The following is a 25,973-nucleotide window of genomic DNA, read 5'->3' as shown; positions in this document are numbered from 1 at the left end:
GCCCGCTCGTCTCTCCCGCCGAGACCGCCCCGGCGCGGCCCGGCCCACAGGGGTCCCACCGCGGAGCACGGCCGGAAGGCCGTCCCCACACAGGCACAGGAGACCTCATGACCAGACGCAACAAGCTGTTCACCTCGCTGGCGGCGGTGTTCGCGACACTGCTCGGCGGATTAGGCCTGACGCTGATGGGCCAGAGCGACGCGCAGGCCCACGGCGTCACGATGGCCCCGGGATCGCGCACCTACCTCTGCATGCTCGACGCCAGGACGGGCACCGGCGCCCTGGACCCGACCAACCCGGCGTGCAGGGCCGCGCTCGCCGAGAGCGGTGCGAACGCCCTGTACAACTGGTTCGCCGTGCTCGACTCCAATGCCGGTGGGCGGGGGCCGGGTTACGTACCGGACGGGAAGCTGTGCAGCGCCGGTGACCGGTCGCCGTACAACTTCACCGGCTACAACGCCCCGCGCTCCGACTGGCCCCGGACGCATCTGACGTCCGGCAGCACGATCCGGGTCGAGCACAGCAACTGGGCCGCGCACCCGGGCTCCTTCCGGGTGTACCTGTCCAAGCCCGGCTACTCGCCCACCACCGCGCTGGGCTGGGGCGACCTGGACCTGATCGGGACCGTCACCGACCCGCCGCAGTCCGGCGGACCCGGCACGGACGACGGCCACTACTACTGGAACCTGGACCTGCCCTCCGGACGCTCGGGCGACGCGGTGATGTTCATCCAGTGGGTGCGCTCGGACAGCCAGGAGAACTTCTTCTCCTGCTCCGACATCGTCTTCGACGGCGGCAACGGCGAGGTGACCGGCATCCGGGGCTCGAACGGCACCCCCGGCCCGGCACCCGCCCCGACCCTCCCCCCGAGCCCCGCGCCCACGGACCCGCACACCGGGTGCATGGCGGTCTACAGCGTGACCAACTCCTGGAACGGCGGCTTCCAGGGCTCCGTCGAGGTCATGAACCACGACACGAGGGCGCGTGAGGGCTGGGCCGTGCAGTGGAAGCCCGGCCCGGGCACGCAGCTCAGCAGCGCCTGGAACGGCTCCCTCACCACGGGACCCGACGGCACGCTCACCGTCAGGAACGCCGACCACAACCGCACCATCGCACCGGAGGGCAGCGTCACCTTCGGCTTCACCGCGACTTCGACCGGCAACAACTTCCCGGTCGGCTCGATCGGCTGCGTCGCTCCATAGTTCCCTCAACCAGCGTATGGGGGGCAGGGCTCCGGGCGTGGCGCCGCCCCGGCGCTGTCCGGCCGGTCACGGCCGGGCAGTGCCGGGAGGGTCACGGGCGGCCGGAGAGAACCCGCACGAAGGCCGGGCGGGGGGCCGCCGGTCCGTCGCCGGCGCACCGGCCACCCGTGGCGGTTGGCCCCCCGCGCGCGCAGGGGGGCCGACCGGGGAGCCACCGCTCGTGGCCAAAGGCGTGTCCACCCGGACGGCCATGGACGCCGGAACGCTCCGACGTGGGCTTGCGACCCGCTCGCCCTCCTCCCGTCTCAGCCCCCTCTTAGCCCCTCCTTAAAGCGACCATAAGGATCCCCTCCACCCCGCCCCAGCAGGGGTTTTCGGCGTTTCGAGGGGCTAGCTTGCTGAGCGCCGGGACGGATTCAGGGACCGGCGCCCCACTGTTGTGCCGCTGTGAAGGAGAACCCTCCATGACCGCTCGTCGCAAGGCCGCCGGGATCGTCGCCCTCGGTTTCGCACCGTTCGCGCTGGCCGGACTCGCCGCTACCCCGGCGCTCGCGCACGGTTCGCTGACCGACCCGGTGAGCCGGGTGTCCGCGTGCTTCGCGGAGGGGCCGGAGAACCCGGTGTCGGCGGCGTGCAAGGCGGCGGTGGCGGCGGGGGGTACCCAGGCGCTGTACGACTGGAACGGGGTGAACATCGCCAACGCTGCCGGAAAGCACCGGGAGTTGATCCTGGACGGCAAGCTGTGCAGCGCGGCCAACGACAAGTTCCGCGGGCTCGACCTGCCGCGCGCCGACTGGCCGGCCTCCCCGGTCAAGGCGGGCAACCACACCTTCAGGTTCCGGGCCACCGCCCCGCACAAGGGGTCCTTCGAGCTGTACATGACCAAGGCGGGGTACGACCCGTCGAAGCCGCTGGCCTGGTCGGACCTGGAGGCGAAGCCGTTCGCGGAGGCCACCGACCCGAAGCTGGTGGACGGTTCGTACGTCTTCGAGGGGAACATCCCTGACCGGGCGGGGCGGCAGCTGATCTACACCGTGTGGCAGCGCTCCGATTCACCCGAAGCCTTCTACGCCTGCTCCGATGTGGTCTTCGGCGGCGGGTCGGGCGGTGCCGGTGGTGGCGATGCGCAGGAGGAGGAGCCCGGGGGTGAGTCGCCCAAGACCGATGGCGGTGCTCCCGCTCCCGCGCCCGCGCCCTCAGCCCCCTCCGCGCCTTCCGAGGACGCCATCACCAAGGGCGCCGCGAAGTCGTCCGTCGAGCACAACGGGCACGGTGACGACGACGCAGGCACCGGCGCCAAGGTCAACGTCGCCGCCCCGGCCCCCGAGGGGAGGACCGAGGCCGAGGGGAATGCGCCGCAGGCCAACGCCGTCGGGCAGAGCGACGTGCTGGCCGAGACCGGAGGGTCGAGCAGCAGCACCTACCTCGCGGTGGGCGGGGCTGCCGTGCTCGCCGCCGGCGCGGGCGTGCTCTTCGCCTCGCAGCGCCGCCGGGCCACCGCCCCCGGCCGCCGTCGCGGTCGCTGACCCGCTGAGCCGCCGCCCCGGGCTTCCGGGGTGAGGCGGTCGCAGGAGAACGGGCCGAGGCCGCTGTCCGCCCCACCGGACGGCGGCCTCGGCCCTGGGCGGTTCCGGGTGTCAGCCGATCACCGAGGAGCAGGTGGTCGGCGTGGCGCGTGCCGGGTCCAGGGCGTTGGTCACCTCGTGGAAGGCGATCCGGTCGATGGTGCCGATCGCCACGTGCTCGGACAGGTCCAGCGGGCACAGGTCCTGGAGCAGGACGTTGCGCACGCCGGGGCCGTCCAGGTACTGCGTGCGGTACGGAGTGACCACCTGGTCGTACTTGGTGGCGATGACGGTGTAGCGGACCCCGGGTACGGTGTCGCCGCCCGCCGTGAGCTTGGTGATGAACGGCGAGCCGACGACCTGGTCGGCGAGGGCGGGGGTCTTGTCGTTGATGAACTTCTCGACGCCGGGGAAGTACGGCAGCAGCTTGGTGAGGCCGAGCAGGGTGGTGCCGTGGTTGCTCGGGGCGATGCCGACCAGGGCGTTGACCTTGGCCGCGCCACCGAGGAACTTCAGGTAGTAGTGGGGCATCATGCCGCCCTGCGAGTGGCCGACGATGTCGGCCTTCGGGGCTCCGGTGGCGGCCAGCACCTTGTCGACGAAGGCGCTGAGCTGTTCGGCGGACTTGTCGACGGGGCCGAGGCCGTGGAAGAACGGCACACCGGGGAGCTGGCCGTAGTCGAGGGAGAAGACGCAGTAGCCCCGGTTGACCAGGTAGGGGGCGAGGCCCAGCCAGTTGTCGATCGAGTTCCCGAAGGTTCCGTGGACCAGGACGACGGGACGGGGATGGGCGGCGGAGGGCTTGCAGGAGTAGTCGTTCCAGCCACGTGAAGTGGCCGTCGCGGCGGTGGGGGTCGCCGCGGTCGCGGTCGCCGTGGGGGCGACCAGAAGGGCGATGGCCAGGAGGAAGGCGGCGAGGACGCTGCGCGTGCGGGGGACGCGCGCAGCACGGAACCAGGGCAGCATCGTGTGGTCTCCTTGCGGCTCAAGGGAGGTGCGATGGCGGTGCGCCCTGTGGCCCGGACCACAAGCTTTATGTGCTCATGCCAAATTACGCACGGGTAAGGTTCGGTGGGAAGTTACGCGTCGGTAAAAAGTGGCGCGGTCTCACCGTCGGCCGGGTAAGGGGCGTCCCGGACGCCTCCGGCACGTCAGCCCCGGTTGCGCGGTTCTGTGGCACCGGACAGCCGGCCCCAGGGCGTCGACCCGCCGTTCAGGCCGCGAGGCCCGCCGGCTTCACCGCGCCGGGGCCGAACCTCTCCCGCAGCCGGTCCGCCACCTCCTCGATCCGGCGCGACCGCTCGTCCGCCGGGTCGAAGGTGAGCTGACGGGAGGCGCGGGAGGCGTCGGCCAGCCCTTCCGCACGCAGCGCGATGCCCCGCACCCGGGCCCGCTGGAAGCCGAAGGACTCGTGGATCCGGTAGGCGAGTGCGGTGAGCGCGGCCGAGTGCGCCGTCGGCCCCCCCAGGGTGCGGCTCCGGGTCAGCGTGGCGTACCCGGTCCTGTCCGCGTACCGCACCGAGAGGACCAGCGACCGGCACACCAGCCCCTCGCCCCGCAGCCGCGCCCCCAGTTCCTCGGTGAGCGAGAGGAGGGCGCGGCGGTGCCGCTCGGGGGCGAGTTCGTCGTACGGGAAGGAGCGTTCGGCGGCGATCGAGCGGGCGGCCGCGTTCGGGACGATCCGGGTACGGTCGATCCCCCGCGCCCGCTCCCACAGCTCCCGCCCGGCCCGTGCGCCGGTGATGCGCTGGAGCGTGGCCAGCGGTGCGGCGGCGATCCGGCCGACGGAGTCGAGCCCGTAACCGCACAGGGTGCGCGCCGTGGCGGCCCCGACTCCGTCCAGGGCTGCGGCCGGGAGCGGTGCGAGGAACGCCGCCTCCGCGCCCCGGCCCACCACGAAGGTGCTCCCGGGCGCGGCCCGCCGGGCGGCCAGCCGGGCCACCATGGGGTTGGCCGCCGCCCCGATCGCGCAGTCCACGCCGTGCAGGGCGAGCGCCCGGACCCGGATCACCGAGGCCAGGTCTTCCACGTCCCGCCCGAAGTAGCGCAGCGCGCCGCCCACATCGGCGAGCGCCCCGTCCGGCGGGGCGGCCTCGACCACCGGGGTGAACGCGCCGAGCAGGGCGAGCAGTCCGGCATAGGCGGCGCTGCCGGGTGGACCGCCGACGGTCCTGCGGAACCGTAGGTACAGCACTCCTGCCGGGTCCTTCGTCATCCCGCGCTCCCCTGCGACCGGTGCCACAACTTCCTTCCGGTGGGCGCCCCTTCGCCGGGCGGCTGGAGGTCGGCCCAGGGGTTCATCTCGTAACCGGTCTCCATCCGTATACGACGTCCGGGACCGGATTCCCGCCCCTCGGCTCCTTCTCCCGGCTCCTCCTCCGCGAGCCTGGCCGCGACCGCGTCGAGCCCGCCGGTGCGCCGGAGTTCGGCCAGTTCGGCGAGGTTCCAGGCGGCCTGGCCCACCACACTCAGGCTGCGCGCGCCGCGCCGCTGCACCACTCCGCGCACCAGCAGCAGCCAGGAGTGGAAGACGGTGTGGGCGCACGCGGCGTGGCTGTCCTCGAAGAACGCCAGGTCGGCCAGGCCGGTGCCGTCGTCCAGGGTGGTGAAGACGACCCGGCGGCCGGAGCGCATCGGCGGGGTCTGGGTGGCCGCCTTCGCCCCGGCGACCAGCACGGTCTCACCGTGCCGGGCCTCGCGCAGCCGCTTCGCGGAGACCACTCCCAGCTCCTCCAGGAAAGCCCGGTGGTCCCCCATCAGGTGACGCGAGACGTCCATGCTCAGTACCCCGAGTTCGGCGCTCAGCCGCTCCGCCTCGTTGAGGTCGGGCAGCCCGAGCGAGCCCGTACGGTGCCCGTCGTCCAGCGGGAGCTGCCCGCCGAGTGCTCCGGAACCGGGGCTCCGGTGGGCGCGGTGGAGTTCAAAGAGGTGCAGCAGCAGGTCGCGGCGGTTGGCGCCGAAAGCGTCCAACGCGCCTACCTGCGCAAGCCGTTCGGCCACCGGGCGACCCGGCCGGGCGCGCTGCCAGAAGTCGAGCAGCGAGGTGTACGGCTGCCCCTCCTCGATCCGGGCCGCCTCCGCCTCGCTGATGCCGTGGACGTCCGAGAGCGCGAGCCGCAGCCCCCACGCCTCCTTCCGGCCCCGATCCCCCTCATCGGACACCAGTTCGATTCGATGGGTGACTGCCGACCGGTTCACATCCAGCGGCAGCACCGGCACCCCGCGCCGCCGGGCGTCCGCGAGCAGCAGCCGCTTCGGGTACATCCCTGGATCGTGCGTGAGCAGGCCGGCGTAGAAGGCCGCCGGATGGTGCGCCTTGAGCCAGGCCGACTGGTACGTCGGCACGGCGAACGCGACGGCGTGCGCCTTGGCGAAGCCGTAGCTGCCGAACGCCTCGATGATCTTCCAGGTGCGGGCGATCACCTCGGCGTCGTACCCCCGGGCCGCCGCGCGCAGCGGGAACCACTCCCTGATCCGGTCCAGCGACTCGGGGTGGGAGAGACCGCGCCGCACCCGGTCGGCCTCGCCCCGGCCGCAGCCGGTCATGATGTTCACGATCTCGATGATCTGCTCGTGGAAGACGACCACGCCGTAGGTGCCCTTCAGCGGTTCCTCCAGGTCGGGGTGGGGGTAGCGGACCGGCGCGCGGCCGTGCCGGGCCTCGATGAACGGCCGCACCATGTCGGCGGCGACCGGCCCCGGCCGGAACAGCGAGATGTCCACGACCAGGTCGTGGAAGGTGGCGGGCTGGAGCCTGGCGACCAGATCGCGCTGGCCGGGCGACTCGATCTGGAAGCAGCCGAGCGTCTCGGCGGAGCGGATCAGGCGGTAGGTCTCCGGGTCGCCCTGCGGTACGGCGTCCAGGTCCACCTCCGCGCCCGAGACACGTTTCACCTCGGCGACGGCGTGCGCCATCGCGGACTGCATCCGTACGCCCAGCACATCGAGTTTGAGCAGCCCGAGGTCCTCCACGTCCTCCTTGTCGAACTGGGACATCGGGAAGCCGTCGCCGCTGGTCGGCATCACCGGCGTACGGCGCATGAGCCCGGCGTCCGAGAGCAGCACCCCGCACGGGTGCATGGCGATCCCGCGCGGCAGCGCGTCGAGCCCCTCCACCAGCTCCCAGAGGCGCCCGTACTCCCCCTGGTTCCGTGCCACCTCCTCCAGTTCGGGCAGCTCCTCCATCGCGGCGCGCGCGTCGCGGGCCCGGATGTGCGGGAACGCCTTGGCGAGCCGGTCGGTCTCGGCCGGGTCCATGGAGAGCGCGGCGCCGACGTCGCGGATGGCGTGGCGCACCCGGTAGGTCTCGGGCATGGCGACGGTGGCGACGCGTTCGGGGCCGAAGCGTTCGATGATCCGGCGGTAGACGTCGAGCCGGCGGGCCGATTCGACGTCGATGTCGATGTCGGGCAGGACGAAGCGGCGCTTGGAGAGAAAACGCTCCATGAGCAGCCCGTGCTCGACGGGGTCGGCGTGGGCGATGCCGAGGAGGTGGTTGACCAGGGAGCCCGCCCCGGAGCCACGCGCGGCGACCCGAATGCCCATATCCCGCACATCGTCGACGACTTGAGCGACCGTCAGGAAATACGAGGCAACTCCCCGGTGGGCGATGATGTCCAGCTCCTCGTGCATCCGGTCCCAGTACGCGCGGTCGCGGTCGTAGCCGCGCAGCACCATTCCGGCGGCGGCCCGGGAGGTGAGCACCCGGTGGGCGGTACGCCGGTCGGCGCCGACCAGGTGGGGCTCGGGAAAGTGGATCCCGTCCAGGCCGATGTCGGTGACGGGGTCGACCCGGCAGGCCTCGGCGGTCTCCCGGGTCTCCGCCAGCAGCCGGGCCGCCGCGCCCCGGCCGAGCCCGGCGGCGGAGGCGATCCGCTCGGCGGTCTCCCGCATGGCGCCCTCGCCCTTCAGCCAGCGCTCCCCGCTGTCCAGGGGTGAGCGGCGCGGGTCGAGGGGGACGAGCCTGCGGGCGGAGTCGAGGACGTCGGCGATGGGGCCCTGCCCCGGGTCGGCGTACCGGACGGCGTTGGTCAGCACGGCCCGTACGCCCTGGTCGGCGGCGAAGCCGAGGGTGCGGGCGGCCAGCCGCAGCGACCCGGGGCCGGCACCGGGGCGCCCGTGGTCGACGGCTTCGAGGCGCAGGTCGTCGCCGTACAGCTCCCGCCAGGGCGCGAGGAGCGCGGCGGCCCGGTCGGGGCGGCCAGCGGCGAGCGCCCGGCCCACCTCGGACGCGGGCCCGAGCAGCACGGTCAGCCCGTCGGCGGGCAGCGCGGCCCGGCCGACGACGGGCGGACCGGCGACGGAGAGCGGGCCGGATCCGTCGAGCGGGCGGGACCCGCCGGGGACCCGCACACCGTCCGGCGAGCCGCGCCCATCCGAGTCGGGCCGGGCATCGACGCCCCGCACCCCGTCGGCCGCCCCGCCCCGCGCGTGGGCGGCGGTCACCAGTCGGCACAGCTCGGCCCAGGCGTGGGCGCCGTCGCGGGCGAGGAAGGTGACCCGGGGTGCGGATTCATCGACAAAGGCACCCCCGCGCGCAGGAGTGCGCGAGGGCACCGCCCGGCGCGCCCCCTCCCCGTACGACACCACCGCGAGGTCCACCCCGAAGACCGGCCGGACCCCACCTCCCCCTTCGGCCCCCGTGCAGGCCTTTGCGAAGCGGATCGCCCCCGCGAGGGTGTCGCGGTCGGTCAGCGCGAGCGCGCCCATCCCCCGCTCGGCGGCACGCTCGACGAGCCGCGCGGGGTGCGAGGCCCCGTACCGCAGGGAGAACCCCGAGGCGGTATGCAGATGCGTGAAACCGGACATCCGCACCTCCTGGACCGTTCCGACCGTTCCGTCACTCACCACCCCCTGCTCTCCACCATAGACCAGCTTCGAACATTCGTACGATAACCAGTGTGCACCCCTTTCCGGGCGACCCCGACCAGGTGACGTACGGCCCCGTTCCCGAGGTCGGGCCGGGGCAGGGGGTAGACATGGCAGGTGCATGGCAACACCCTGCCAAGGTCTCCTGCCCCGTACCCGCCCCGGCAGGGACGCGACGGACACACGGGAGAGGCCCCCGGTATGGACCGGGGGCCTCTCCTCCGTACGTCGGTGCGGTGTGACGTCAGCCGATCTCGGCCCCGTAGGCGGCGAGCGCCTCGGAAACCGGCTGGAAGAAGGTCGTGCCGCCCGAGGAGCAGTTGCCGCTGCCGCCCGAGGTCAGACCGAGCGCGGTGCTGCCCGCGAAGAGCGCGCCGCCGCTGTCGCCCGGCTCGGCGCAGACCGTCGTCTGGATGAGGCCGTTGACGATGTCGCCGTTGCCGTAGTTGACGGTGGCGTCCAGCGCGGTGACCTCGCCGTCGTGCACCCGGGTGGTGGAGCCGCTGCGGACGACCGTCTGGCCGACCGTCGCGTCGCCCGCCTCGGTGATCTGCTGGGTGGAGCCGTCGTAGAGGTTGACCTCGCTCGGGTGCGCGATGTCCGAGGTGTACTTGACCAGGCCGTAGTCGTTCTCCGGGAAGCTGGAGCCCTCGGTGGTGCCGATCGCCTGGCCGCCCTGGCTGTCCGACCAGTCGGCGACCGACTCGGTGCAGTGGCCGGCGGTGAGGAAGTACGGCTCGCCGTCCTTGACCACGTTGAAGCCGAGCGAGCAGCGGGAGCCGGAGCCGAAGATCGCGTCACCGCCCGCGATGAGCGGCTTGAACTCGCCCTCGGTCTTCTTCAGTTCGGCCTTGCCGCCGAGCCCCTCGACCACGGCCGAGAGCTTCTTCCAGGCCGCGCCGTCGACCGTGCGGTCGGCGGTGACCAGGACCTTGTTGCTGACCGGGTCGACGGCCCAGGAGGTGCCCGGGATCGTCGCCTTGTCGGTGAGGGTCTGCCGGGCCGACTTCAGCTCGGCGAGGGAGTTCTCCACGACTCTGGCCTTGCCGCCCGCCTGACGGACCTGCTCGGCGGCGGCCTCGTCGACGACGTTCACGACGAGGACCTTGGCCGTGCTGTCGTAGTACGAGCCGGCCGCGTCCGCGCCCAGGTCCCGGTCGAGCGTGGTGGCGAGCTTTCCGGCCGCGTCCGCGCTGAGCGTCTTGACCGCGAACCGGGACACGTCGTCACTGGCGTTCGCAGACTGGAACGTGAAACCCGCTACGACCAGGGCGACCACGGCCGACCCGGCGACCGTCGCGCGCTTCCTGGATATGCGTCGATGCTTCAACTTCGACCTCCTGTGGGGCCGTGCACGGAGCATGTGGGGTGCCCGAACACGGAGGATGGGGCGCCCACTATTCCGAGGGGACCAGGAGCACACAAGGTCGACTTCCGGACGTGCACACGGCACCGACGCTTCACCCGCGCCATGTTCACTTACCCCGGGTCACGCCATGTCGGTTCCGTTCGCGAACACCCGGTGCAACCGGTGGCGGCCCCTGGGTGAGGACTAGTCCTGTCTGGTATTCGCCCCCATGGAGGGCCGACCGGATGCCGACGAGTCCCTGACAGGACGGTGATGAGGTCCCGACGGGGAGTGCCGGTTGCCGCCCTGATGGGTCATCATCGAAAAGTCGGCAGACGCCGGGGGGACCGAGCTGAGGAGGCGCGGGTGCGCGGTCGGGTGCGCGCGGCGGACGGGCGGCATCTGATGGTGGAGCGGCTGGGGGACCCCCGGGGCAGACCGGTGTTCCTGCTCCACGGGACCCCGGGCAGCCGGCTCGGCCCCGCCCCCCGGGGCATGGTCCTCTACCAGCGCCGTACCCAACTGATCACCTACGACCGGCCCGGGTACGGCGGCAGCGACCGGCAGGCGGGCCGCCGGGTCGGCGATGTCGTCGAGGACGTCCGGGCCATCGCGGACTCGCTCGGGCTGGAGCGGTTCGCCGTCGTGGGGCGCTCCGGCGGGGCCCCGCACGCGCTGGCCTGCGCGGCACTGCTGCCCGAGCGGGTGACCCGGACCGCCGCCCTGGTGACGCTGGCCCCCTGGGGTGCGGCCGGGCTCGACTGGTTCGACGGGATGGCCGCGTCCAACGTGCTCGCGTACTCCACGGCCGCCACCGACCCGGACTCCTTCACCGAGTCCTTCATCGTCCGCTCGGCGCAGATCCGGCAGAACCCGGTGCGGCTTCTGGACGATCTGCGCCGGGAGCTGACCGACTCCGACCGTATGGTGGTCAACGACGCGGGCATCCGCTCTATGCTGCTGCGCAACTACAGCGAGGGGCTGCGGACTTCGGCGTACGGCTGGATCGACGACGCGATCGCGCTCTGCAGCCCCTGGGGGTTCGACCCGGCCCTGATCACCGGCCGGGTGCTGCTCTGGCACGGGGTGAAGGACGTCTTCTCACCCGTCGGCCACTCCCGCTGGCTGGCCGGGCAGATCCCGGGCGCCACCGCCGTACTGGAACCGGCAGCGGCGCACTTCGACGCGCTCTCCGTCCTGCCCGGCATCCTCAACTGGCTGCTGGACGACCGGGAGCACCCACCCGACCGGCCACTGCCCACCCCGACGCCGGGCTGACCGGACGGGCCGACAGGCCGACCGAACGGGTTGACGGGCCGACCGGCGGGGCCGACCAGGGCGGGCGGTCCAGCCGGACGGCGGCTGAGCAGATCCGCCCGGCCCCCGGACCCGGTGGCCGGGGCGGTGCCCCGGAGGCGCCGCGCCGGACGGACCGGCCTCACACCGCCAGCGGTTCCAGCTCCCTCCGGAAGCGGCGTTCGTCGCGGGCCATCTGGGTCAGCGGGTGCTCGTCCCCGAGTTGCCGCGAGAGTTCGCCCAGCACCTCGGCCCGCACCCGCGCGGCCTCCTCCTCGCGCCCCATCGCGTCCAGCGTCACCGCCATGTTCGAGATCAGCGCCAGCGTCTCGGGGTGGTGGGCCCCCAGCACCTGCCGCAGCTGCGCCGCCAGCCGCTGTTCCGTCTCCAGCACCAGCGGCAGGTCGCCCCGGTCCGCCGTGGCGTTGGCCAGGTTCATGACGCAGAAGAGCGTGTTCGGGTGCTCCCGGCCGAACCGCTCCCGCATCGACGCCACCACCAGTCTCAGGATCTGCTCCGACCGCTCCGCCTCCCCGGTCCCCGAGAGGTAGACGCCCAGGTTGTTCTGGGCGGCCAGGGTGTACGGGTGCTTCTCCCCCGGCACGTTCATGTACTGGTCCACCACCTCCTGGGCGGTGTCCCGGGCCCCCACCGCCTCCCCGGCGGCGAACAGGTCGGCCGCCAGGTTGAGGTCGCAGGCCAGCGAGTCGGGGTTGGCGGAGGTGTACTTCGCCTTGTACCGGGCGCGGGTGGCGACCGTCAGCCGGCGGGCGTCCTCCAGCCGGCCGGCCCTCCGCAGCGACACCGCCAGGCTCTTGGCCGCGCTCAGCGTCGTCGGGTAGGTGCGGCCTAGCGTCTCCTTGAAGCTCTCGTAGGTGCGGCTGAGCAGTCCCACGGAGTCCTCGTACCGCCCCACCTCACGCAGGTCGCGGGCGAGGTTCATGGCGGAGGAGAGGGAGTAGGGGTGCTTGGCGCCCAGCACCTCGGTGCGCCGGTCGTAGACGTCCTGGTCGATCTCGCGGGCCCGCGCGTACTGGCCGATGCTCCGCAGGTTCAGGGCGAGGTTGTTGGCGGCTGCCAGGGTCCTGGGGTGCGAGTCGTGGAAGATCTGGCTGAAGCCCTCGTGGGCCTCGGTGGCCAGCTCGATCGCCTGGCCGTACTCCCCGAGCAGCCCCAGGTCGATCGCCAGGCTGCTGGTGGTCATGTAGGTGTGGGGGTGCTCGGGGCCGAGAACCTCCCGCTGCCGACGCAGGGTGAACTCGTCCAGCTCCTTGGCCTCCACGTAACGCCCCCGCGTCCGCAGGATGTTGGAGAGGTGGAAGCAGAGGTAGAGGTACTGCAGATCGCGCTCGCCCAGCATCTCCAGCCAGCTCTGCCGCAGCTCCTCCCCCAGCGTCCACGCGGTCCGGATGTCACCGCGCTTCCACAGGTAGCGGACCCGGTCGATGAGGAGCCTGCGGGTCTCCGGCTCCTTGCAGTGGCGGGCGTCGGAGGGGCCCAGGTGCGGCCAGATCGTGGCGAAGCGCGGCCAGGTCTCCGGGTTGTCGATCGGCTCGTCGTCGTCGGGCCGGGCGCCGGCCAGGATGCGGTGGACGACATGGCGCGCCTCGCGCTGCTCCTCCTCGCTCAGCTGGGCCTTGATCACGGCCTGGACGAGGCGGTGGACCTGGATGGAGTTGGAGACCTGGTCGACCTTGGCGAGGGCGAACCGGCCGATCTCCCGGATGACCCGGCCCAGCACCAGCTTCTCCTGGAGCGAGGAGTCGTACGGCTTCAGCGCCTCGATCATCTCCTTGCTGTAGAGCAGGTTGGCGGAGATCGGCTCGGGGGCGAAGAAGGCGCAGAGCTGGAGGAGGCGCACCGCGGCCGGTGAGCGCTCCTTGAGGCGGGCTATGGAGATGTTCCAGGTGGCGGCGACCGGTTCCGGGTAGCCCGCGGGCTGGTTGAGGGCGAGCACCTGGGGCGCCTGGCGGGCGAGCTGTTCGAGGTAGGTGTCGATGGGGGTGGCGGTCTCCGCGATCCAGGCCGCCGCCTGTTCGACGGCGAGCGGCAGGTCGCCCACGGCGGTGGCCACCTGGTCGGCGTCCTCGTCGCTCAGCCCGGGGGCGCGGCGCTGGAGGTGCTCGATGGACTCCTCGCGGAGGAAGACGTCGACGGGCAGCGCGTCGCCGTGCTGGGACCAGCTCTGGTTGCGGGAGGTGACCAGGATGTGGCCGGAGCCTCCCTGCGGGAAGTGGCGGCGCAGGGTCTCGGGGTCGTCGGCGTTGTCGAAGACCAGCAGCCAGCGGTCCGAGGGCACTCCGCGCCGCAGCAGGTCGACGGCTTCCTGGGAGGCGGCCGCCATGTCGTCGCCGCCCTGGGCGCCGAGCCGGACGGCGAGTTCGGCGAGGGAGGCGATCACGTCGTCGGACTGCTCGGACGATATCCACCAGACCAGGTCGTAGTCGGCCATGAAGCGGTGCACGTACTCCAGGGCGACCTGGGTCTTGCCGACGCCGCCGAGCCCGTACAGCGTCTGGGGCTGGGGCAGGACGACGGCCATACCGCCGCCGAGCTGGTCGCGCATCCGCTCCAGGACGAGGGAGCGGCCGGTGAAGCCGGGGTTGCGGGGCGGTACGTTCCAGATCCTCGGTACGGTGCCGGGGAAGCGCGGCCCGGGGGTCATCCCGTCGACCATCTGGACGGGCCGGTCCAGGGCCCGCATCAGGGCGGTGGTGGCGTGCACCTCGTCCAGGCGGAAGAGGTCGACCGGGTTGCGGTCGATGTACGGGGCGGTCAGGCGTACGTCCCCGACGCGCAGCGGCAGCAGCTGGCGCCGACCGCCGCCCGGGTCCTCGGCGACGGCCCTTTCCCACAGGTCGACCGCGCGCTGCGACTTGAGGTAGGCGGTGGAGAGGAGCACCACGGTGCGGGCGGCGTTCTCGGTGGTGAGGGCCCCTTCCTCCGGGGGCCGTTCGGCGGAGACGTCGCGCGGGACGACCCGGAAACCGGCCCGCGTGAGGACCGCTTCGATCCAGTCGGCCCACATCCGGTTCTCCGCCACGTAGCTGAGGAGGAGGTCGGCGGGGAGGGCGGGGCGGCGGCGGGTGAAGGCGTCCCGGATGCGCAGCCGTACCTCTTCCCCGACCGGGGGCATCGAGGTGATCTCGCGGTCGGTGATGACGGCGGTGAGCCGTTCGAAGGCGGAGAGCAGGGAGTTGGTGAGGCCCGCCTCGTCCCCGAAGGTGGCGAGCGTCTCCTCGTAGGCGTAGTAGGGGCGGTAGGGGATCTCCACCGCGCCCCAGTAGGCGGTGAGTTCGTCGCCGGACAGGTCGCGGGGCAGCCGGTCGAACTTGAGCCGGGCCAGCGCCCGTCCGGCGTCCGCCTTCTCCTTCTCGCCCTCGTCGATGCGCATGGGGACGGGGAAGATGCGGATGGGGCGGCCGGTGTAGCGCTCGGCGATCTGGCGGGCGACGGAGGCGGCGCCGTCGATGGACTGGTCGCTGAGGGTGAAGCAGTCGACAAGGGCGTCGGGGAGGTGGACGGTGCAGATGTCGGCGATGTCGCTGAGGCCGGTCCGGCTGTCGATGAGGACGTAGTCGTAGTGGGTCTTCATGTCCTCGCGCAGCGCGTCGAAGAAGTGGCCGCCGCCGAGCCGGTCGTAGAAGTTGTCCCAGTCGAAGGTGGAGACCGTGGCGGAGTACTCGCGGTTCTGCCGTCCGGCGGAGACGAAGTCGAGCGTGCCGCCCTGGGGGAACTCCCAGCCCAGCACCTCCGGGGTGAGGGAGACGGCGTGCGGCTGGATGCGGGCGTAGTCGCGGTGCCAGTCCTCCGCGCGCTGGGCGGGGCTGGTCGCGGCCCAGGCGTACTCGGTGATGAGGTCGATCACGCCGGTGGTGGCGCCGAGGGTGGCGGGTTCGAGGAAGGGGTGGAAGAACCGGTGGAGCCCGGGCGCCTCCAGGTCCCAGTCGACGGCGAGCACCCGCTTGCCGTTGGCGGCGAGGATCCAGGCGGTGTTGGCGAGGGCCATGGTGCGCCCGGTGCCGCCCTTGTACGAGTAGAAGGTGACGATACGCCCGTCACGACCGGCACTCATAGGTCCTCCGCTTCCGTCGCAGGGTCGTGCGGGTCGGGTGTGAAGCTGGTATGGCCCATGGGGCCGGTCAGCCGGGTCCGTTCGCCGTGGCCGCCGCCCGCGGGACCCGGCGGGTAGGCCGTGGCGTGCCGCAGATACTGCTGGGCGGCGACCTCGACGACCTGGGGCAGGATCTGGCCGAACGCCTCCATCGTCGGCACGCCCCGGGCGGCGGCCCGGCAGAAGGCCCGTCCGTGGCGCATCTTGGCCGGCATGGTCGCTTCCAGTTTCTGGGTCAGTTCGGCCTCCGCCGCCCGGCTCTGGTGGTCCTCGCGGCTCCACGGCACGACCATGGTCACCCAGGGCCGGTCCTCCGCGTCGAAGGCGGCGAGCCGGCGTCTGCGGTCCTCGTCCTGGAGGGCCCAGCGGTCGACGAGGAGGATCTCGGGGGTGCTGGGCGGCGCCTTGCCCTCGGGGCGGCCGGACTCCTCGTCGAACGAGGTGATCTGGGCCTGGTAGTTGAGCGAGCGCACCAGCTCCTCGGCGACATAGGCCAGGGGGCGGGCGGCGGCCGGGTGGTAGGGGTTCCAGTCCTGCGGGTGGTCGCCGTAGTAGTGGCTGTCGCGCCCGTCGGGCAGGTCGTGGCGGGTGGGGGCGGCGATGGTGATCCGCATCGGGCGGGGGGCGCCGACCCCGCTGCTCGGGGAGCCGAAGGCGCTGGGGGCGAGGCGGTAGTCGACGGGTCTGCCGGTGTCGATGCGGACGGTGTCGGCGACGCGGACGATGCGTTTGGCCAGTTCGTAGACGGCCCGCTCGTACTCCTGGGCGAAGAGCCTGAGCTTGATCAGACCGTAGAGGCCGTCGGTGACGTACCGTTCCCCGAAGTCGCGGTGGTTGAACTGTAACCGCTCGGCGGAACCCGGCAGTTGACTGGGAGGCACCGGCACCCACAGAGCCGGGACGATCGCTTCGGCGGGCTGGTTGGAGCGGGCCCGGTGGTGGATGGCCCGCTGCTCGAAGGCGTGCCACTCCTTGCCGCACATCTCGCTGGCGAAGTAGCGCGGGGAGAAGAGCGGGACGAAGACCCGGCAGGTGGCGAGCACTTCACCGAGCCTCTCCGACCAGCCCTCGCCGGAGCGTATCTCGCGGTCCATGAAGCCGGCGGAGGCACCCGCGGGAAGATCGGTCATGGCCATCACATGGCCGCAGAGATCGCGGAAGAGCCGTTCGACCCACATGTCGGGGTCCGTTCCGCTGGCGACCCCCGGAGTGTGCGCGTAGCTCAGAAAGAAGTACGGCCGATGGTCCGCCGCTCGCTGCTGCGTCGATGCGTGCACACGACCCCCGTCCTGTGTGAGCACTCGCATCCGGGGAGAAGGAAGGGAATGCGAGCGAATTCATCATTCCGGAGCGGACTGTGCTCCACCCCCCTGCCGTTCGGTCATTGAACGCTGCTTTTCAGTCAACCGTGTCCGTCTTCACCGCACTGCCGTCCACTCCGTACCGGTCTTGCAACCGTTCTTCCCCGATGTCCCGTCTGTTCCGTTGATCTCTTTACGCATCACGGCGAGCAATTGCTTTCCGTCGACGGTCGTCTCGGCCGCTTCTCCGATCATGTCGAGGGCTTGCGGAACTCCGGCGAGGAACTCCGGGGCGAAGAGGGCGAGCCCGACCCGTTCATAGGTCTCCGACAGCAGCCGGGAGAACGGAACGGCCTCCTCCTGCTCCCCTCGCTCCTCCTGCCAGGGCAACCGATGATCCCAGGAACCGTCCGACGCGTACAGATCCGTGACCTCGCGCAGCGCCCGCAGCTTCGCCCGCCGGAAGCCGCGCAGCAGGGCGGTCGCGAGGGTGTGGGCATCGCCCCCGGCCACGATCCCGAGCGCCCCGTACCCATGGCGTCCGGCCTGGACCGGGGCGCCCTCGGTGAGCGGGGTGAGGGTGGTCAGGACGGTGGCCGCCTCGGCCGCCTGGTCCGGGACGGCTTCCGCCAGCAGCGCCCAGGCCTCCGCGAGGGAGGCGGACCATGCCTCGGCTTCCTGCGGGTCCAGCCGGTGGGCGGCGGACGCCTCGAAGCAGGAGCGGTACGGATCGAGATCGTCGAGCAGTACGTGTGCGGGTTCGGGGCCGGGGTCGCGCACGGGCGCGGGGCTCTGCACCTGACCGGGTGCGGGGCCGGTCCCCTCGGCCGACTCCGGAGCGCGTACGGACCAGGCGTCCGCCCGCAGCGCGCGTACGGGCCGCCAGTGCGGGCCCTCCCCGGCTCCGCGCGCGATACGCAGCACGGCCGCTCCCGTACGTACGGCGAAGCCCTCGCCCTCCGCGCGCACCAGCGCCGTCCCCGCCTCGCCCGCCTCGCCGATCCGGACCTCCCCCAGGGTCGGCAGGAAGAGGCGGCCGTCGCGGTGGACCACCGGGACGGCCACACCCAGACGGGCGTGCACGGCGGCGGCGGCCACCGATGCGGCCAGCCGCTCCACCGGGGGGCCGCCCACCGACCGGCCGGCCCGTACCGCCTCCAGGGTGTCGAGCAGCCAGGTACGGGTGTAGGGGTGGGCGAGGACCAGATCGAGCCCCGCCTGACCGGCCGGGGCGCTCTCGACCTCGGCGGCCAGCGCCCATGCCGCCGCCCACGCCTCCCCGCCCGCGCCGTCGAGCCTGTCGTGGAGGTGGGCGAGCAGGGTGCGGGTCAGATCCTGCTGGGCGGAGAGCAGTTGGCCCGGGTCGCGGACGGCGGGCGACTCGCAGGCGGCGGCGGTCCGCTCCTCGATGCCCCGGATCAGCGCGGCCAGGTCGGCGCAGTAGACGGAGGGGTTGTCGAAACCGCCTGCCGGGCTGTAGCGGTGGGTGTAGAGCCCGCCGCCGCACGAGCGTACGACGGGGCAGCGGCGGCAGGTCGCGCTGACCCCGGCCAGGCCCAGTTGGCGGGCGCGGACCCCGGGGTGCGCGGCGACCTCGTCGAAGCTGTGGGTGAAGACGTCGAACCCGGTGGCCGCGGCCCCTTCGTAGGCGCTCTTGAGGGAGTCGACCTGCTCCAGCTGGCCGTCGGTCTCGACGACGACCAGGTCCGTGGGGGCGAGGCCGAGGGATTCGGTGAGGCTGGGGCCGCCGTTCAGGGTGGAGAGCACCGACGAGAAGAGGCGGACCGGCACCGGCCGCCCCTGCTCCTGCCAGCGGTCGAAGACGGTGAGCAGCCACGCGGCGTAGGCGGTGGGCGACCCGTCCGGGCGCGGTGGCGGCTCGCCCCAGGTGGCGTGCGGCAGGAGGAAGTCGATGAGGGGAGGCTGGAGTTCGGTGAGCGCGTCGAGGACCGCGACCGGGTCGTTGGCGATGTCGATCGTGCAGAGGAGGCCGAGGTCGAGGTGGCGGTAGCGCTCCTGGCGGAGCAGGGCCACGGCCTTGAGGACCCGCGAGTGGCTGCTGCGCCCGTCGGCGTAGCGGCGGTGGCGGTCGTTGGCGGCGCGGTCGCCGTCGAGGGAGATGCCCACCTTGACGTCGAACTCGTCGAACAGGTCGAGGTAACGGGGGCTGAGCTGGAGGCCGTTGGTGTGGATCCGCAGATCCAGTTCGGCGGTGCCCGCCAGGGCCGAGGTGAACTCCTGGCAGACGCGGCGCAGTCGGGCCGGTCCCGCGAGCAGGGGCTCCCCTCCGTGCAGGATCACTGACACGGAGGGCAGGGCGTGGGTCCTGGCGTGTTCGGCCAGGCGTCGAGCCGTCCGGGAAACGACATGGTCAGAGATCGTCCTGGGCCGGGTTCGCCAGCTCTGATCAGCATGTTCGTAGACATAACAATGGTCGCAGGCCAGATCGCACCTGCTGTGAACCTTCAGAACGATTTCGCGGAACGGGACCGCGGGTCCTGTCATTCCACCAGTCTAGTCCAGCGCTCCGCGCCGGAATTCCGGTGGCGCGAAAGCCTTCGGCAGAGAGCCGAAGCCTTCGACAGAGGGTCTCAGAGAGCGGAGTTGAAAGTGGAAATGCGAGGAGGGCGGCCGTCGGCCGCGGGGACCACTCGCGCGAGCTTCGCGGTGGCCTGGCCACCGGAAAGATCGATCTTGGCGAGCGGCACACGGCTCTTCTTCGCATCAGCGAAGAGGGGGGATGTCTCGTAGGTCTTCACGGCCGTCCTAGGGGGGCTCGTTCCGGTCAGGGGGGCACCACCGCCAGCTGCACCATTGCAGTGCCTGGCGGCACGACTTTACTCTCAAGAACTAGGTGCGCAACTCGTGTCGCGGCCCCGTGGTCCGAGTGACATACGGGACTGCTCCAAATGGTTCGGAATATTTCCTTCCGACAACGGAGCCCCACTACATGGGATACGGGAGTGAACATGACGGCGATTCCCGGACCTCTCCAGAGCATGGTCTTCAGGAACGCCGACCTGCCCGCTCTCTTCCACCGCACGGACGCCATCGCCGTCTCCCGCCAGCGGGAGGCCGTGAACACCACCCGGATCCAGCTGGCGCTGCTCGTGGCGGGCGCGGTGCCCGCGGCGCTCCCCTGGCGCGCCGAAAACGGGCTCGCCATCCAACTACTGCACGGGGCAGCCGTGTTGGCGTATCTGGGTGTCCTGTTCACGACCTACCTCGCCTCCCGCCGCAAAGCAAAGTCGCACTGGCAACTCAACCGTTCCGCGGCGGAGTTCATCAAGTCCCTCTGCTGGCGGTACGCGGTCCACGGTTCCCCCTTCGACACCTCGGCGCCGCACCCCGAGGCGCTCTTCGCCAGCCGGCTGGAGGAGGGGCTCCAGGAGCTGCGGAAGGTGGGCTGGAGCGATCCCCGGGAGACGATGGCGGAGCGGGACGACGCGGTCATCACGGACTCCATGCGGGAGTTACGGGGCAAGGCCTTCACCGTCCGCAAGGAGACCTATGTGCGGGACCGGCTGATCGAACAGCGGCGGTGGTACCGCAGGCGGCGGCTGGTCTCCCGGCGCGGGGCGCTCGTCTGGTCCGGGGCGATCGTCGCGCTGACCCTGCCGGCGCTGGCGCTGAGCGTGTCGCAGACCTTCGGGGTGGGACGTTCGTTCGGGCTGACCGGGGTGCTGTCGGCAGCGGCCGCGGCCTGTCTCGCCTGGAACGAGCTGCGCCGCCACCATCCGCTGATCTCCGCGCACTCCCTGGTGGAGGACGACCTGGAGTCGATGCAGGCGGCCATGGAGACCACGCTCACCGAGCGGCAGTGGCCGGTGGCGGTCTTCGAGACCGAGCGGATCGTATCGCCCGAGCACACGGACTGGCTGGCCCGCCACCGTACGTGACGTGCCGTCGTCCTCACGTCAGCCCCGCTCCACGCCGTCCCGCCAGATGACGGTGACCGGGCGGCCCAGCATGCGGGCGTAGTCCACGATGTCACCGGTGCCGCCGAGGCCCCGGGCCGGGCGGCCGTCCCAGACGGCCAGGAGCAGGTCGCAGTGGTCCGCGATGTAGGCGCCCGCCGCGTAGTACGCCTCGTCGGTGGAGTGCGGGAAGTCGAGCCGGACCTCCTGGGCGGCGCGGGACTTGAGCAGCCGGTAGCGGGCGAGGTCGGCGGCGGTGTCGAAACAGGCCTCGTAGTCGCCGCTGGGGATCACCACCGTCAGCTTGGCGCCCCGGGCGAGGGCGAGGTCCGCGAAGAGCTGGTCGGCGCCGACGGCCAGGCTGGAGAGCACCTCCGTGGCACCGTCGAGGCCGGAGAGCGCCGAGCGCAGTCCGGCGAGCACATGGCCCCGGGCCCCGGCGGGGATGGTGCGGTGACCGGTGATCCCGATGCGATTCACGGAGCTGGAACCCCCTGGTGTCGGCGCTTCCCGTGCGGCCGGTCCTGTCGCCATCCTCTCAAGAGCCGGGGGTGTGCGGGAGCCCCCGTCCGGCATTCCGGACGGGGGCTCTTATGTACGGACAGCTCCGGGCCCGGCCGGTACGCCGGGGGGGGCGAGCCCGGAGCGCCGGGTCACGGGACGCGACGCGCCTCGTGGGCCGGTCAGTACACGCTGACGCCGTACGCGTTCAGGGCTTCCACGACCGGCTGGAAGAAGGTCGTGCCGCCGGAGGAGCAGTTGCCGCTGCCGCCGGAGGTGAGGCCGATCGCCCGGGTGCCGGAGTAGAGCGGTCCGCCGGAGTCGCCGGGCTCGGCGCAGACGTTGGTGCGGATCATGCCGTACACGACCTGGCCGCCACCGTAGTTGACCGTGGCGTTGAGGCCGGTCACCGAGCCGCTGCGGGTGCCGGTGGTGGAGCCGCGGCGGGTGACGGCCATCCCGACGGTGGCGTCGGCGGCGCTGGTGATGTCCTGGCCTCCGACCGAACCGTCCTTGGGGATGGTGGTGTTGGTGTAGCGCACGATGCCGTAGTCGTTGTTGGGGAAGCTGGATCCGGAGGCCGTCCCGAGCACGGTGGTGCGGGCGGAGTTGGCGTACCAGGTGCCCGTGCCGTTCGTGCAGTGCCCGGCGGTCAGGAAGTAGTAGGTGGAGCCGCTGCGGACGTTGAAGCCCAGCGAGCAACGGCCGGTGTTGGAGTAGATCGCGTCGCCGCCGGAGATCAGCTTGCTGAACTTGCCGGGGGTGCGCTCGATGGTGAGGGCGGAGGCGTTGGCGCCCGCGGCCTTCTTGATCCGCGCGATCTCCGCCTGGGTCACCGTGCTGTCCACGGTGACCAGGAGGCGGTTGGTCTTCGGGTCGATGTTCCAGGCGGTGCCCGCGATGTCGGCGCCGAGGACGGCGTCGCTCGCGGAGGCCAGCTGGTCGGCGCTGAAGGTGCCGGTGGATTCGGCACTGGCGGTGGGGACGGTGAACGCCGCGACGGCGGCGAGTCCGGCGAGGACGGCCGTGGTACGGACGCGTCTGCCGTGGTTGCGGCGGGGGTTGGTGCGCTTGATCCTCACTTCGGGTTCCTCCGAGGGGAATCGGGGGCCCTCCTGTGGGGTGGCGGGCCCGTGAGGCGCAGTCGGGGGCGTGTCCGGATCTCGAATTCGCCATGCCCCTGACAATCGCTGACGGGAGTATCGAGGCGTCCGGACAGCGGACGCAAGCATGCCTTTCAGCCACGCGCGTCCCACCCGCCCCCAGCAGCAGTCGCAGGGCCGCCGGGAGCCGGAGAGCGCGCGGGGCCGGGAAGACCGCGCGGTTCAGACGTCCAGGCGGTTCCGCTCCCCCGCCGCGACCGGCACGGTGAGGGTGTTGCCCGGAGGCGGGAAGGGGCAGAGGAAGTGGTCCGCGAAGGCACACGGCGGCAGCAGCGCGCGGTTGAAGTCGACGCTCAGGCTGCCGTCCCCGGCGGGCCTTCCCGGGCGGAGGAAGCGGAAGCGGTAGCTGCCGTTCCCGCTGGTGGCGTCGGCGAAGACGGCCCAGAGCGAACCGTCCTCCTCGACCGCGACCCGGAGCGTGTGCTCTTCTCCGGCCACCGTGAAGGCGATCTCCCCACCGAGCCCGAGCCCCCGCTCGGCCCCGTCCGCGTTCGCCACCCGGACGTCCCGCTCCTCGGCGTACGGCCGGAAGGCCCCCGGCAGTACCCAGGCCGGGTCGTACGGGGTGGCGTCGATGGTCGAGAAGGCGTGCCGCGCGGGTGCGTCCGGGTCGAAGTCCCGTACCGCCCAGAGCCCTTCACGGCGGATCACCACCAGCCGCCGGTCCCCCCGCGCCACCTGGGAGTCGTCGGCGGGACCACTGTCCGCGCCCAGCCGGACCTCGCCGGTCAGCGGCTCGCCGTCGACGACGATGCCGTCCTCGACGGTGGCGGTCAGCACCACCGCGTCACCCTCCTCGCGCCACCGCCCCGGGACGGCCGGAATTCGCCCGTCCGGGTAGTCGGAGAGCCAGTGGGTTCCGGTCAGGGCGAGCGGGCCGTAGGGGGCCGCGACCGCGAGGACGCGCCCCTCGTGCCACCGCTGCCACTCGCGGGCGGCCGCGCCCGGCGCCCCCGCCTGATGGTGCTGCTGTGCGTCCGTGCTCATGCGCTCAACCTTTCCACACCGGCTCCGCGAGGCCGAGGTGCGACCGCAGCGGGAGCCGGAGACCCGGAGCGGAATGCGCCGCTCGCCTGGAGGAGCGGGACGGCCCGGTCGACGAAGCCGTCCAGGCCGCCGGGGTGAGCGCGCGCGAGCCGAAGCAGCCCGGGACGGACGGGGCCGGCGGGACCGGCAGAACCGGCGGGACCGGCAGAACCGGCGGCACCGGCGGGCTCAGTAGTCGCACCCGCAGGACTCGCCGCGACAGCAGCAGCCGTCGCCGCACCGGCCGCAGCAGTTGCCCGCCTCGCAGCAGTCCCCGCAGCTCGGGCACGGCGCCTCCCGCCGCTCCCGGCTCCAGGGGCCCTCGTAGCTCCCGCAGCACATCCGGCAGGTACAGGCGAGCCCAGCCCACACCGGGCACCCGGCGATCAGCCCGCGCCGGTCGCGCGGCGGCCGGGGGCGGGGGCGGCGCGGCCTGTCTGAACCTCCGTCAGGGACCGAGACCATCAGACCGGCACAGTTCGCGACAATCCGGGCGAACTGTCCGTGACCCGCCCTCAGAGCCAGGCAGAGGCCGCAGAGATGGGCCGTCTCCTCGGTGCGCAGGCCTTCGGGGGGGGGCGGCGGGGACAGGGCCTCACGACTCCGAACACGCCCCTCCCCCGCGAGCTGTTCCCGCCGGCGCGCGCCGCTCGCGCACCCGAGCGCCGTACATCGTGTCGAGCGATCCGTTCACCCGTACGTCCCCCAGGTCACCCGTACGGACCGGCGCATCATATTTTCTCATCGGAACCCCCGTTATCCAGGAGGAACCTTGACGAACCGCCACATGTTCTGCACCAGTACCGTCACGAATCACCTGCGCGGCGACTATCCACTTGGCGCGGTATCCGCATCATGGACGACCATAGGGATACGTAAGAGATGCGGAACACCAAGGAACCGCGGTTGAGAGGAGGCGTCCATGGGATCGGTGCGCAAGGCGAGTGCCTGGCTGGGCCTCGTGGAGGACCACGACGAGCGGTACTACGACGACGAGTACGCCGAGGGTGCGGAGACGGGCACGGGCAACCAGGCCTGGGTCACCGACCCCCGGGTGCAGGTGGCCTCCGAGGCGGCCGAGGAGCGGGACCGCCGGATCGCCACGGTGACCCCGGACAGCTTCCGGGACGCCCGGGCCATCGGTGAGCTGTTCCGGGACGGTGTCCCGGTGATCGTCAACCTCACGGCCATGGACCCCGCCGACGCCAAGCGCGTGGTGGACTTCGCCGCCGGGCTGATCTTCGGCCTGCGCGGTTCGATCGACCGGGTGGCCACCCGGGTCTTCCTGCTCTCCCCGGCCGACACCCAGGTGGTCGCCGGTGAAGCCGCCGGACGCACGTCCGACGGCTTCTTCAACCAGAGCTGAGCAGGGCGCTCGCCGGAGAGTTCCGGTCAGCGCCTCCGGTCGGCACGCCCCGCGGGACGTGCCGCGGTCACCGGAAGGCGTCGAGACCGGTGAGCGCCTTGCCCAGCACCAGCTGGTGCATCTCCACGGTGCCCTCGTACGTGAGCACCGACTCCAGGTTCGTGGCGTGCCGCATCACGGGGTACTCCAGCGAGATCCCGTTGGCCCCGAGGATCGTGCGCGCGGTGCGGCAGATCTCGATGGCCTCCCGCACGTTGTTGAGCTTGCCGAAGCTGACCTGCTCGGGGCGGAGCCGCCCCGCGTCCATACGCCTGCCCAGATGATGGGCGAGCAGGATGCCCTTGTGCAGTTCGAGTGCCATGTCCGCCAGCTTCGCCTGGGTGAGCTGGAAGCCGCCGATCGGCCGGCCGAACTGTTCCCGGGTCCGCGCGTAGTCGAGCGCCGACGCGAAGCTGGCCCGCGCCGCACCCATGGCACCCCAGACGATCCCGTACCGCGCGTGGCTCAGACAGCTGAGCGGGCCGCGCAGCCCCTTCGCCTCCGGCAGCACCGCGTCGGCGGGGAGCCGGACGCCGTCCATGACCAGCTCACTGGTGACCGAGGCGCGCAGCGACCACTTGTGGTGGATCTCCGGCGCGGAGAAGCCGGGGGTACCGGTGGGGACGACGAAGCCACGGATGCCCCGGCCCTCGTCGCCCTCGTCGGTCTGCGCCCAGACGATCGCGACCCCGGCGACCGAGCCGTTCGTGATCCACATCTTGCGGCCGGTGAGCACCCAGTCCTCACCGTCGCGCTTGGCGTACGTCCGCATCGCGGCGGGGTCGGAGCCGTGGTCGGGTTCGGTCAGCCCGAAGCAGCCGATGGTCTCGCCGGCCGCCATGCCGGGCAGCCACCGCTGCTTCTGCTCCTCGGAGCCGAAGCGGTGGATCGCGTACATGGCGAGCGACCCCTGTACGGAGACGAGCGAGCGGATCCCCGAGTCGGCGGCCTCCAGCTCCAGGCAGGCCAGCCCGTACTGGACGGCGCTCGCCCCGGCGCAGCCGTACCCGTCGAGGGACATGCCGAGCGCGCCCAGCGATCCCAGCTCCCGGGCCAGCTCCCGGATGCCGGGCAGCTCCCCCTTCTCGTACCACTCGGCGATGTGCGGCAGGACCCGGTCGGCGGCCCAGGTGCGGACGGTGTCGCGGATCGCGAGGTCGTCGGGGCCGAGCAGGTCGTCGATGCCGAGGGGGTCGGTGGCGTCGAACGGAGGGAGCTTCGAGGGCTTGGCGGACTCGGTGCTGGACATGAGGGTGCCTCCGGCGGC

Annotated in this window: 17 protein-coding genes and 1 pseudogene; 5 read left to right on the top strand and 13 right to left on the bottom strand. The window is 72.1% G+C overall.

What is annotated here, in order from left to right:
• Positions 1-107 precede the first annotated feature (107 nt).
• Positions 108-1,202, top strand: coding sequence for a lytic polysaccharide monooxygenase (locus AC0682_RS00390; protein ID WP_478530197.1), 1,095 nt, complete (start codon positions 108-110; stop codon positions 1,200-1,202).
• A gap of 464 nt (positions 1,203-1,666) precedes the next feature.
• Positions 1,667-2,728, top strand: coding sequence for a lytic polysaccharide monooxygenase auxiliary activity family 9 protein (locus tag AC0682_RS00385; RefSeq protein WP_478530195.1), 1,062 nt, complete (start codon positions 1,667-1,669; stop codon positions 2,726-2,728).
• Positions 2,729-2,839: 111 nt separating this feature from the next.
• Here AC0682_RS00385 and AC0682_RS00380 read toward each other — a convergent pair whose 3' ends face one another.
• The 4 genes from AC0682_RS00380 to AC0682_RS00365 form a co-directional block, all read right to left on the bottom strand.
• Positions 2,840-3,733: an esterase/lipase family protein gene (locus AC0682_RS00380; protein ID WP_478530193.1), complete on the bottom strand. Its 894-nt coding sequence runs from the start codon at positions 3,731-3,733 to the stop codon at positions 2,840-2,842.
• Positions 3,734-3,980: 247 nt separating this feature from the next.
• A complete protein-coding gene (locus AC0682_RS00375) occupies positions 3,981-4,982 on the bottom strand; it encodes a DNA polymerase Y family protein (RefSeq protein WP_478530191.1) in 1,002 nt (333 codons plus the stop codon).
• Complete coding sequence (locus AC0682_RS00370; RefSeq protein ID WP_478530493.1) at positions 4,979-8,575, bottom strand: DNA polymerase III subunit alpha; 3,597 nt, start codon at positions 8,573-8,575, stop codon at positions 4,979-4,981. The genes AC0682_RS00375 and AC0682_RS00370 overlap by 4 nt, the downstream gene beginning before the upstream one ends.
• Positions 8,576-8,879: 304 nt before the next feature.
• Positions 8,880-9,965 carry a S1 family peptidase gene (locus AC0682_RS00365; protein WP_478530189.1) on the bottom strand — a complete coding sequence of 362 codons (1,086 nt, stop codon included), beginning with the start codon at positions 9,963-9,965 and terminating at the stop codon, positions 8,880-8,882.
• Between the two features lie 384 nt (positions 9,966-10,349).
• Here AC0682_RS00365 and AC0682_RS00360 point away from each other — a divergent pair, with 384 nt between their 5' ends.
• The gene (locus AC0682_RS00360) at positions 10,350-11,261 is read left to right on the top strand and encodes an alpha/beta fold hydrolase (protein WP_478530188.1); all 912 of its coding nucleotides are present in this window, start codon (positions 10,350-10,352) and stop codon (positions 11,259-11,261) included.
• Positions 11,262-11,421: 160 nt separating this feature from the next.
• Here AC0682_RS00360 and fxsT read toward each other — a convergent pair whose 3' ends face one another.
• The 4 genes from fxsT to fxsA form a co-directional block, all read right to left on the bottom strand.
• Positions 11,422-15,354, bottom strand: coding sequence for an FxSxx-COOH system tetratricopeptide repeat protein (gene fxsT, locus AC0682_RS00355; protein WP_478530186.1), 3,933 nt, complete (start codon positions 15,352-15,354; stop codon positions 11,422-11,424).
• The gene (gene fsxC, locus AC0682_RS00350) at positions 15,351-16,700 is read right to left on the bottom strand and encodes an FxsC protein (protein WP_254812891.1); all 1,350 of its coding nucleotides are present in this window, start codon (positions 16,698-16,700) and stop codon (positions 15,351-15,353) included. The genes fxsT and fsxC overlap by 4 nt, the downstream gene beginning before the upstream one ends.
• A gap of 111 nt (positions 16,701-16,811) precedes the next feature.
• Entirely contained in the window at positions 16,812-19,199 is a 2,388-nt protein-coding gene (gene fxsBH, locus AC0682_RS00345) for a radical SAM/SPASM protein FxsBH, inactivated beta-hydroxylase extension form (RefSeq protein ID WP_478530185.1), read from the bottom strand.
• Positions 19,200-19,285: 86 nt separating this feature from the next.
• Positions 19,286-19,453, bottom strand: a complete 168-nt coding sequence (gene fxsA / locus AC0682_RS00340; RefSeq protein WP_478530183.1) for an FxSxx-COOH cyclophane-containing RiPP peptide — start codon at positions 19,451-19,453, stop codon at positions 19,286-19,288.
• A 210-nt stretch (positions 19,454-19,663) separates the two neighbouring features.
• Here fxsA and AC0682_RS00335 point away from each other — a divergent pair, with 210 nt between their 5' ends.
• Positions 19,664-20,593, top strand: a complete 930-nt coding sequence (locus AC0682_RS00335; RefSeq protein ID WP_478530181.1) for a DUF4231 domain-containing protein — start codon at positions 19,664-19,666, stop codon at positions 20,591-20,593.
• Between the two features lie 18 nt (positions 20,594-20,611).
• Here AC0682_RS00335 and AC0682_RS00330 read toward each other — a convergent pair whose 3' ends face one another.
• The 4 genes and pseudogenes from AC0682_RS00330 to AC0682_RS00315 form a co-directional block, all read right to left on the bottom strand.
• Complete coding sequence (locus tag AC0682_RS00330) at positions 20,612-21,091, bottom strand: hypothetical protein (protein WP_478530179.1); 480 nt, start codon at positions 21,089-21,091, stop codon at positions 20,612-20,614.
• A gap of 203 nt (positions 21,092-21,294) precedes the next feature.
• Positions 21,295-22,194 (bottom strand): S1 family peptidase, encoded by a 900-nt coding sequence (locus AC0682_RS00325; protein WP_254812890.1) that lies wholly within the window; start codon positions 22,192-22,194, stop codon positions 21,295-21,297.
• Positions 22,195-22,437: 243 nt separating this feature from the next.
• The gene (locus AC0682_RS00320) at positions 22,438-23,262 is read right to left on the bottom strand and encodes a DUF1684 domain-containing protein (protein WP_478530177.1); all 825 of its coding nucleotides are present in this window, start codon (positions 23,260-23,262) and stop codon (positions 22,438-22,440) included.
• Between the two features lie 228 nt (positions 23,263-23,490).
• Positions 23,491-23,724, bottom strand: a pseudogene (locus AC0682_RS00315) (hypothetical protein); the annotation flags it as partial.
• A gap of 499 nt (positions 23,725-24,223) precedes the next feature.
• On the opposite strand from AC0682_RS00315, the gene AC0682_RS00310 reads away from it, so the two are divergent.
• The gene (locus AC0682_RS00310) at positions 24,224-24,667 is read left to right on the top strand and encodes a cell division protein SepF (RefSeq protein ID WP_478530175.1); all 444 of its coding nucleotides are present in this window, start codon (positions 24,224-24,226) and stop codon (positions 24,665-24,667) included.
• Between the two features lie 67 nt (positions 24,668-24,734).
• Here the strand turns inward: AC0682_RS00310 and AC0682_RS00305 are convergent, their stop codons facing one another.
• Positions 24,735-25,955 (bottom strand): acyl-CoA dehydrogenase family protein, encoded by a 1,221-nt coding sequence (locus AC0682_RS00305; RefSeq protein ID WP_254812887.1) that lies wholly within the window; start codon positions 25,953-25,955, stop codon positions 24,735-24,737.
• Positions 25,956-25,973: the final 18 nt, after the last annotated feature.

This window comes from Streptomyces sp. NPDC043746, from assembly GCF_056436485.1.
This window is presented reverse-complemented; position numbering and strand designations above follow the sequence as displayed.

Excerpts from the sequence above, each read along its gene's own strand:
- AC0682_RS00390 (WP_478530197.1), top strand. The coding sequence starts at position 108 with ATGACCAGACGCAACAAGCTGTTCACCTCGCTGGCGGCGGTGTTCGCG.
- AC0682_RS00385 (WP_478530195.1), top strand. The coding sequence starts at position 1,667 with ATGACCGCTCGTCGCAAGGCCGCCGGGATCGTCGCCCTCGGTTTCGCA.
- AC0682_RS00380 (WP_478530193.1), bottom strand. The coding sequence starts at position 3,733 with ATGCTGCCCTGGTTCCGTGCTGCGCGCGTCCCCCGCACGCGCAGCGTC.
- AC0682_RS00375 (WP_478530191.1), bottom strand. The coding sequence starts at position 4,982 with ATGACGAAGGACCCGGCAGGAGTGCTGTACCTACGGTTCCGCAGGACC.
- AC0682_RS00370 (WP_478530493.1), bottom strand. The coding sequence starts at position 8,575 with ATGTCCGGTTTCACGCATCTGCATACCGCCTCGGGGTTCTCCCTGCGG.
- fxsT (WP_478530186.1), bottom strand. The coding sequence starts at position 15,354 with ATGAGTGCCGGTCGTGACGGGCGTATCGTCACCTTCTACTCGTACAAG.
- fsxC (WP_254812891.1), bottom strand. The coding sequence starts at position 16,700 with ATGCGAGTGCTCACACAGGACGGGGGTCGTGTGCACGCATCGACGCAG.
- fxsBH (WP_478530185.1), bottom strand. The coding sequence starts at position 19,199 with ATGACAGGACCCGCGGTCCCGTTCCGCGAAATCGTTCTGAAGGTTCAC.
- AC0682_RS00335 (WP_478530181.1), top strand. The coding sequence starts at position 19,664 with ATGACGGCGATTCCCGGACCTCTCCAGAGCATGGTCTTCAGGAACGCC.
- AC0682_RS00320 (WP_478530177.1), bottom strand. The coding sequence starts at position 23,262 with ATGAGCACGGACGCACAGCAGCACCATCAGGCGGGGGCGCCGGGCGCG.
- AC0682_RS00310 (WP_478530175.1), top strand. The coding sequence starts at position 24,224 with ATGGGATCGGTGCGCAAGGCGAGTGCCTGGCTGGGCCTCGTGGAGGAC.
- AC0682_RS00305 (WP_254812887.1), bottom strand. The coding sequence starts at position 25,955 with ATGTCCAGCACCGAGTCCGCCAAGCCCTCGAAGCTCCCTCCGTTCGAC.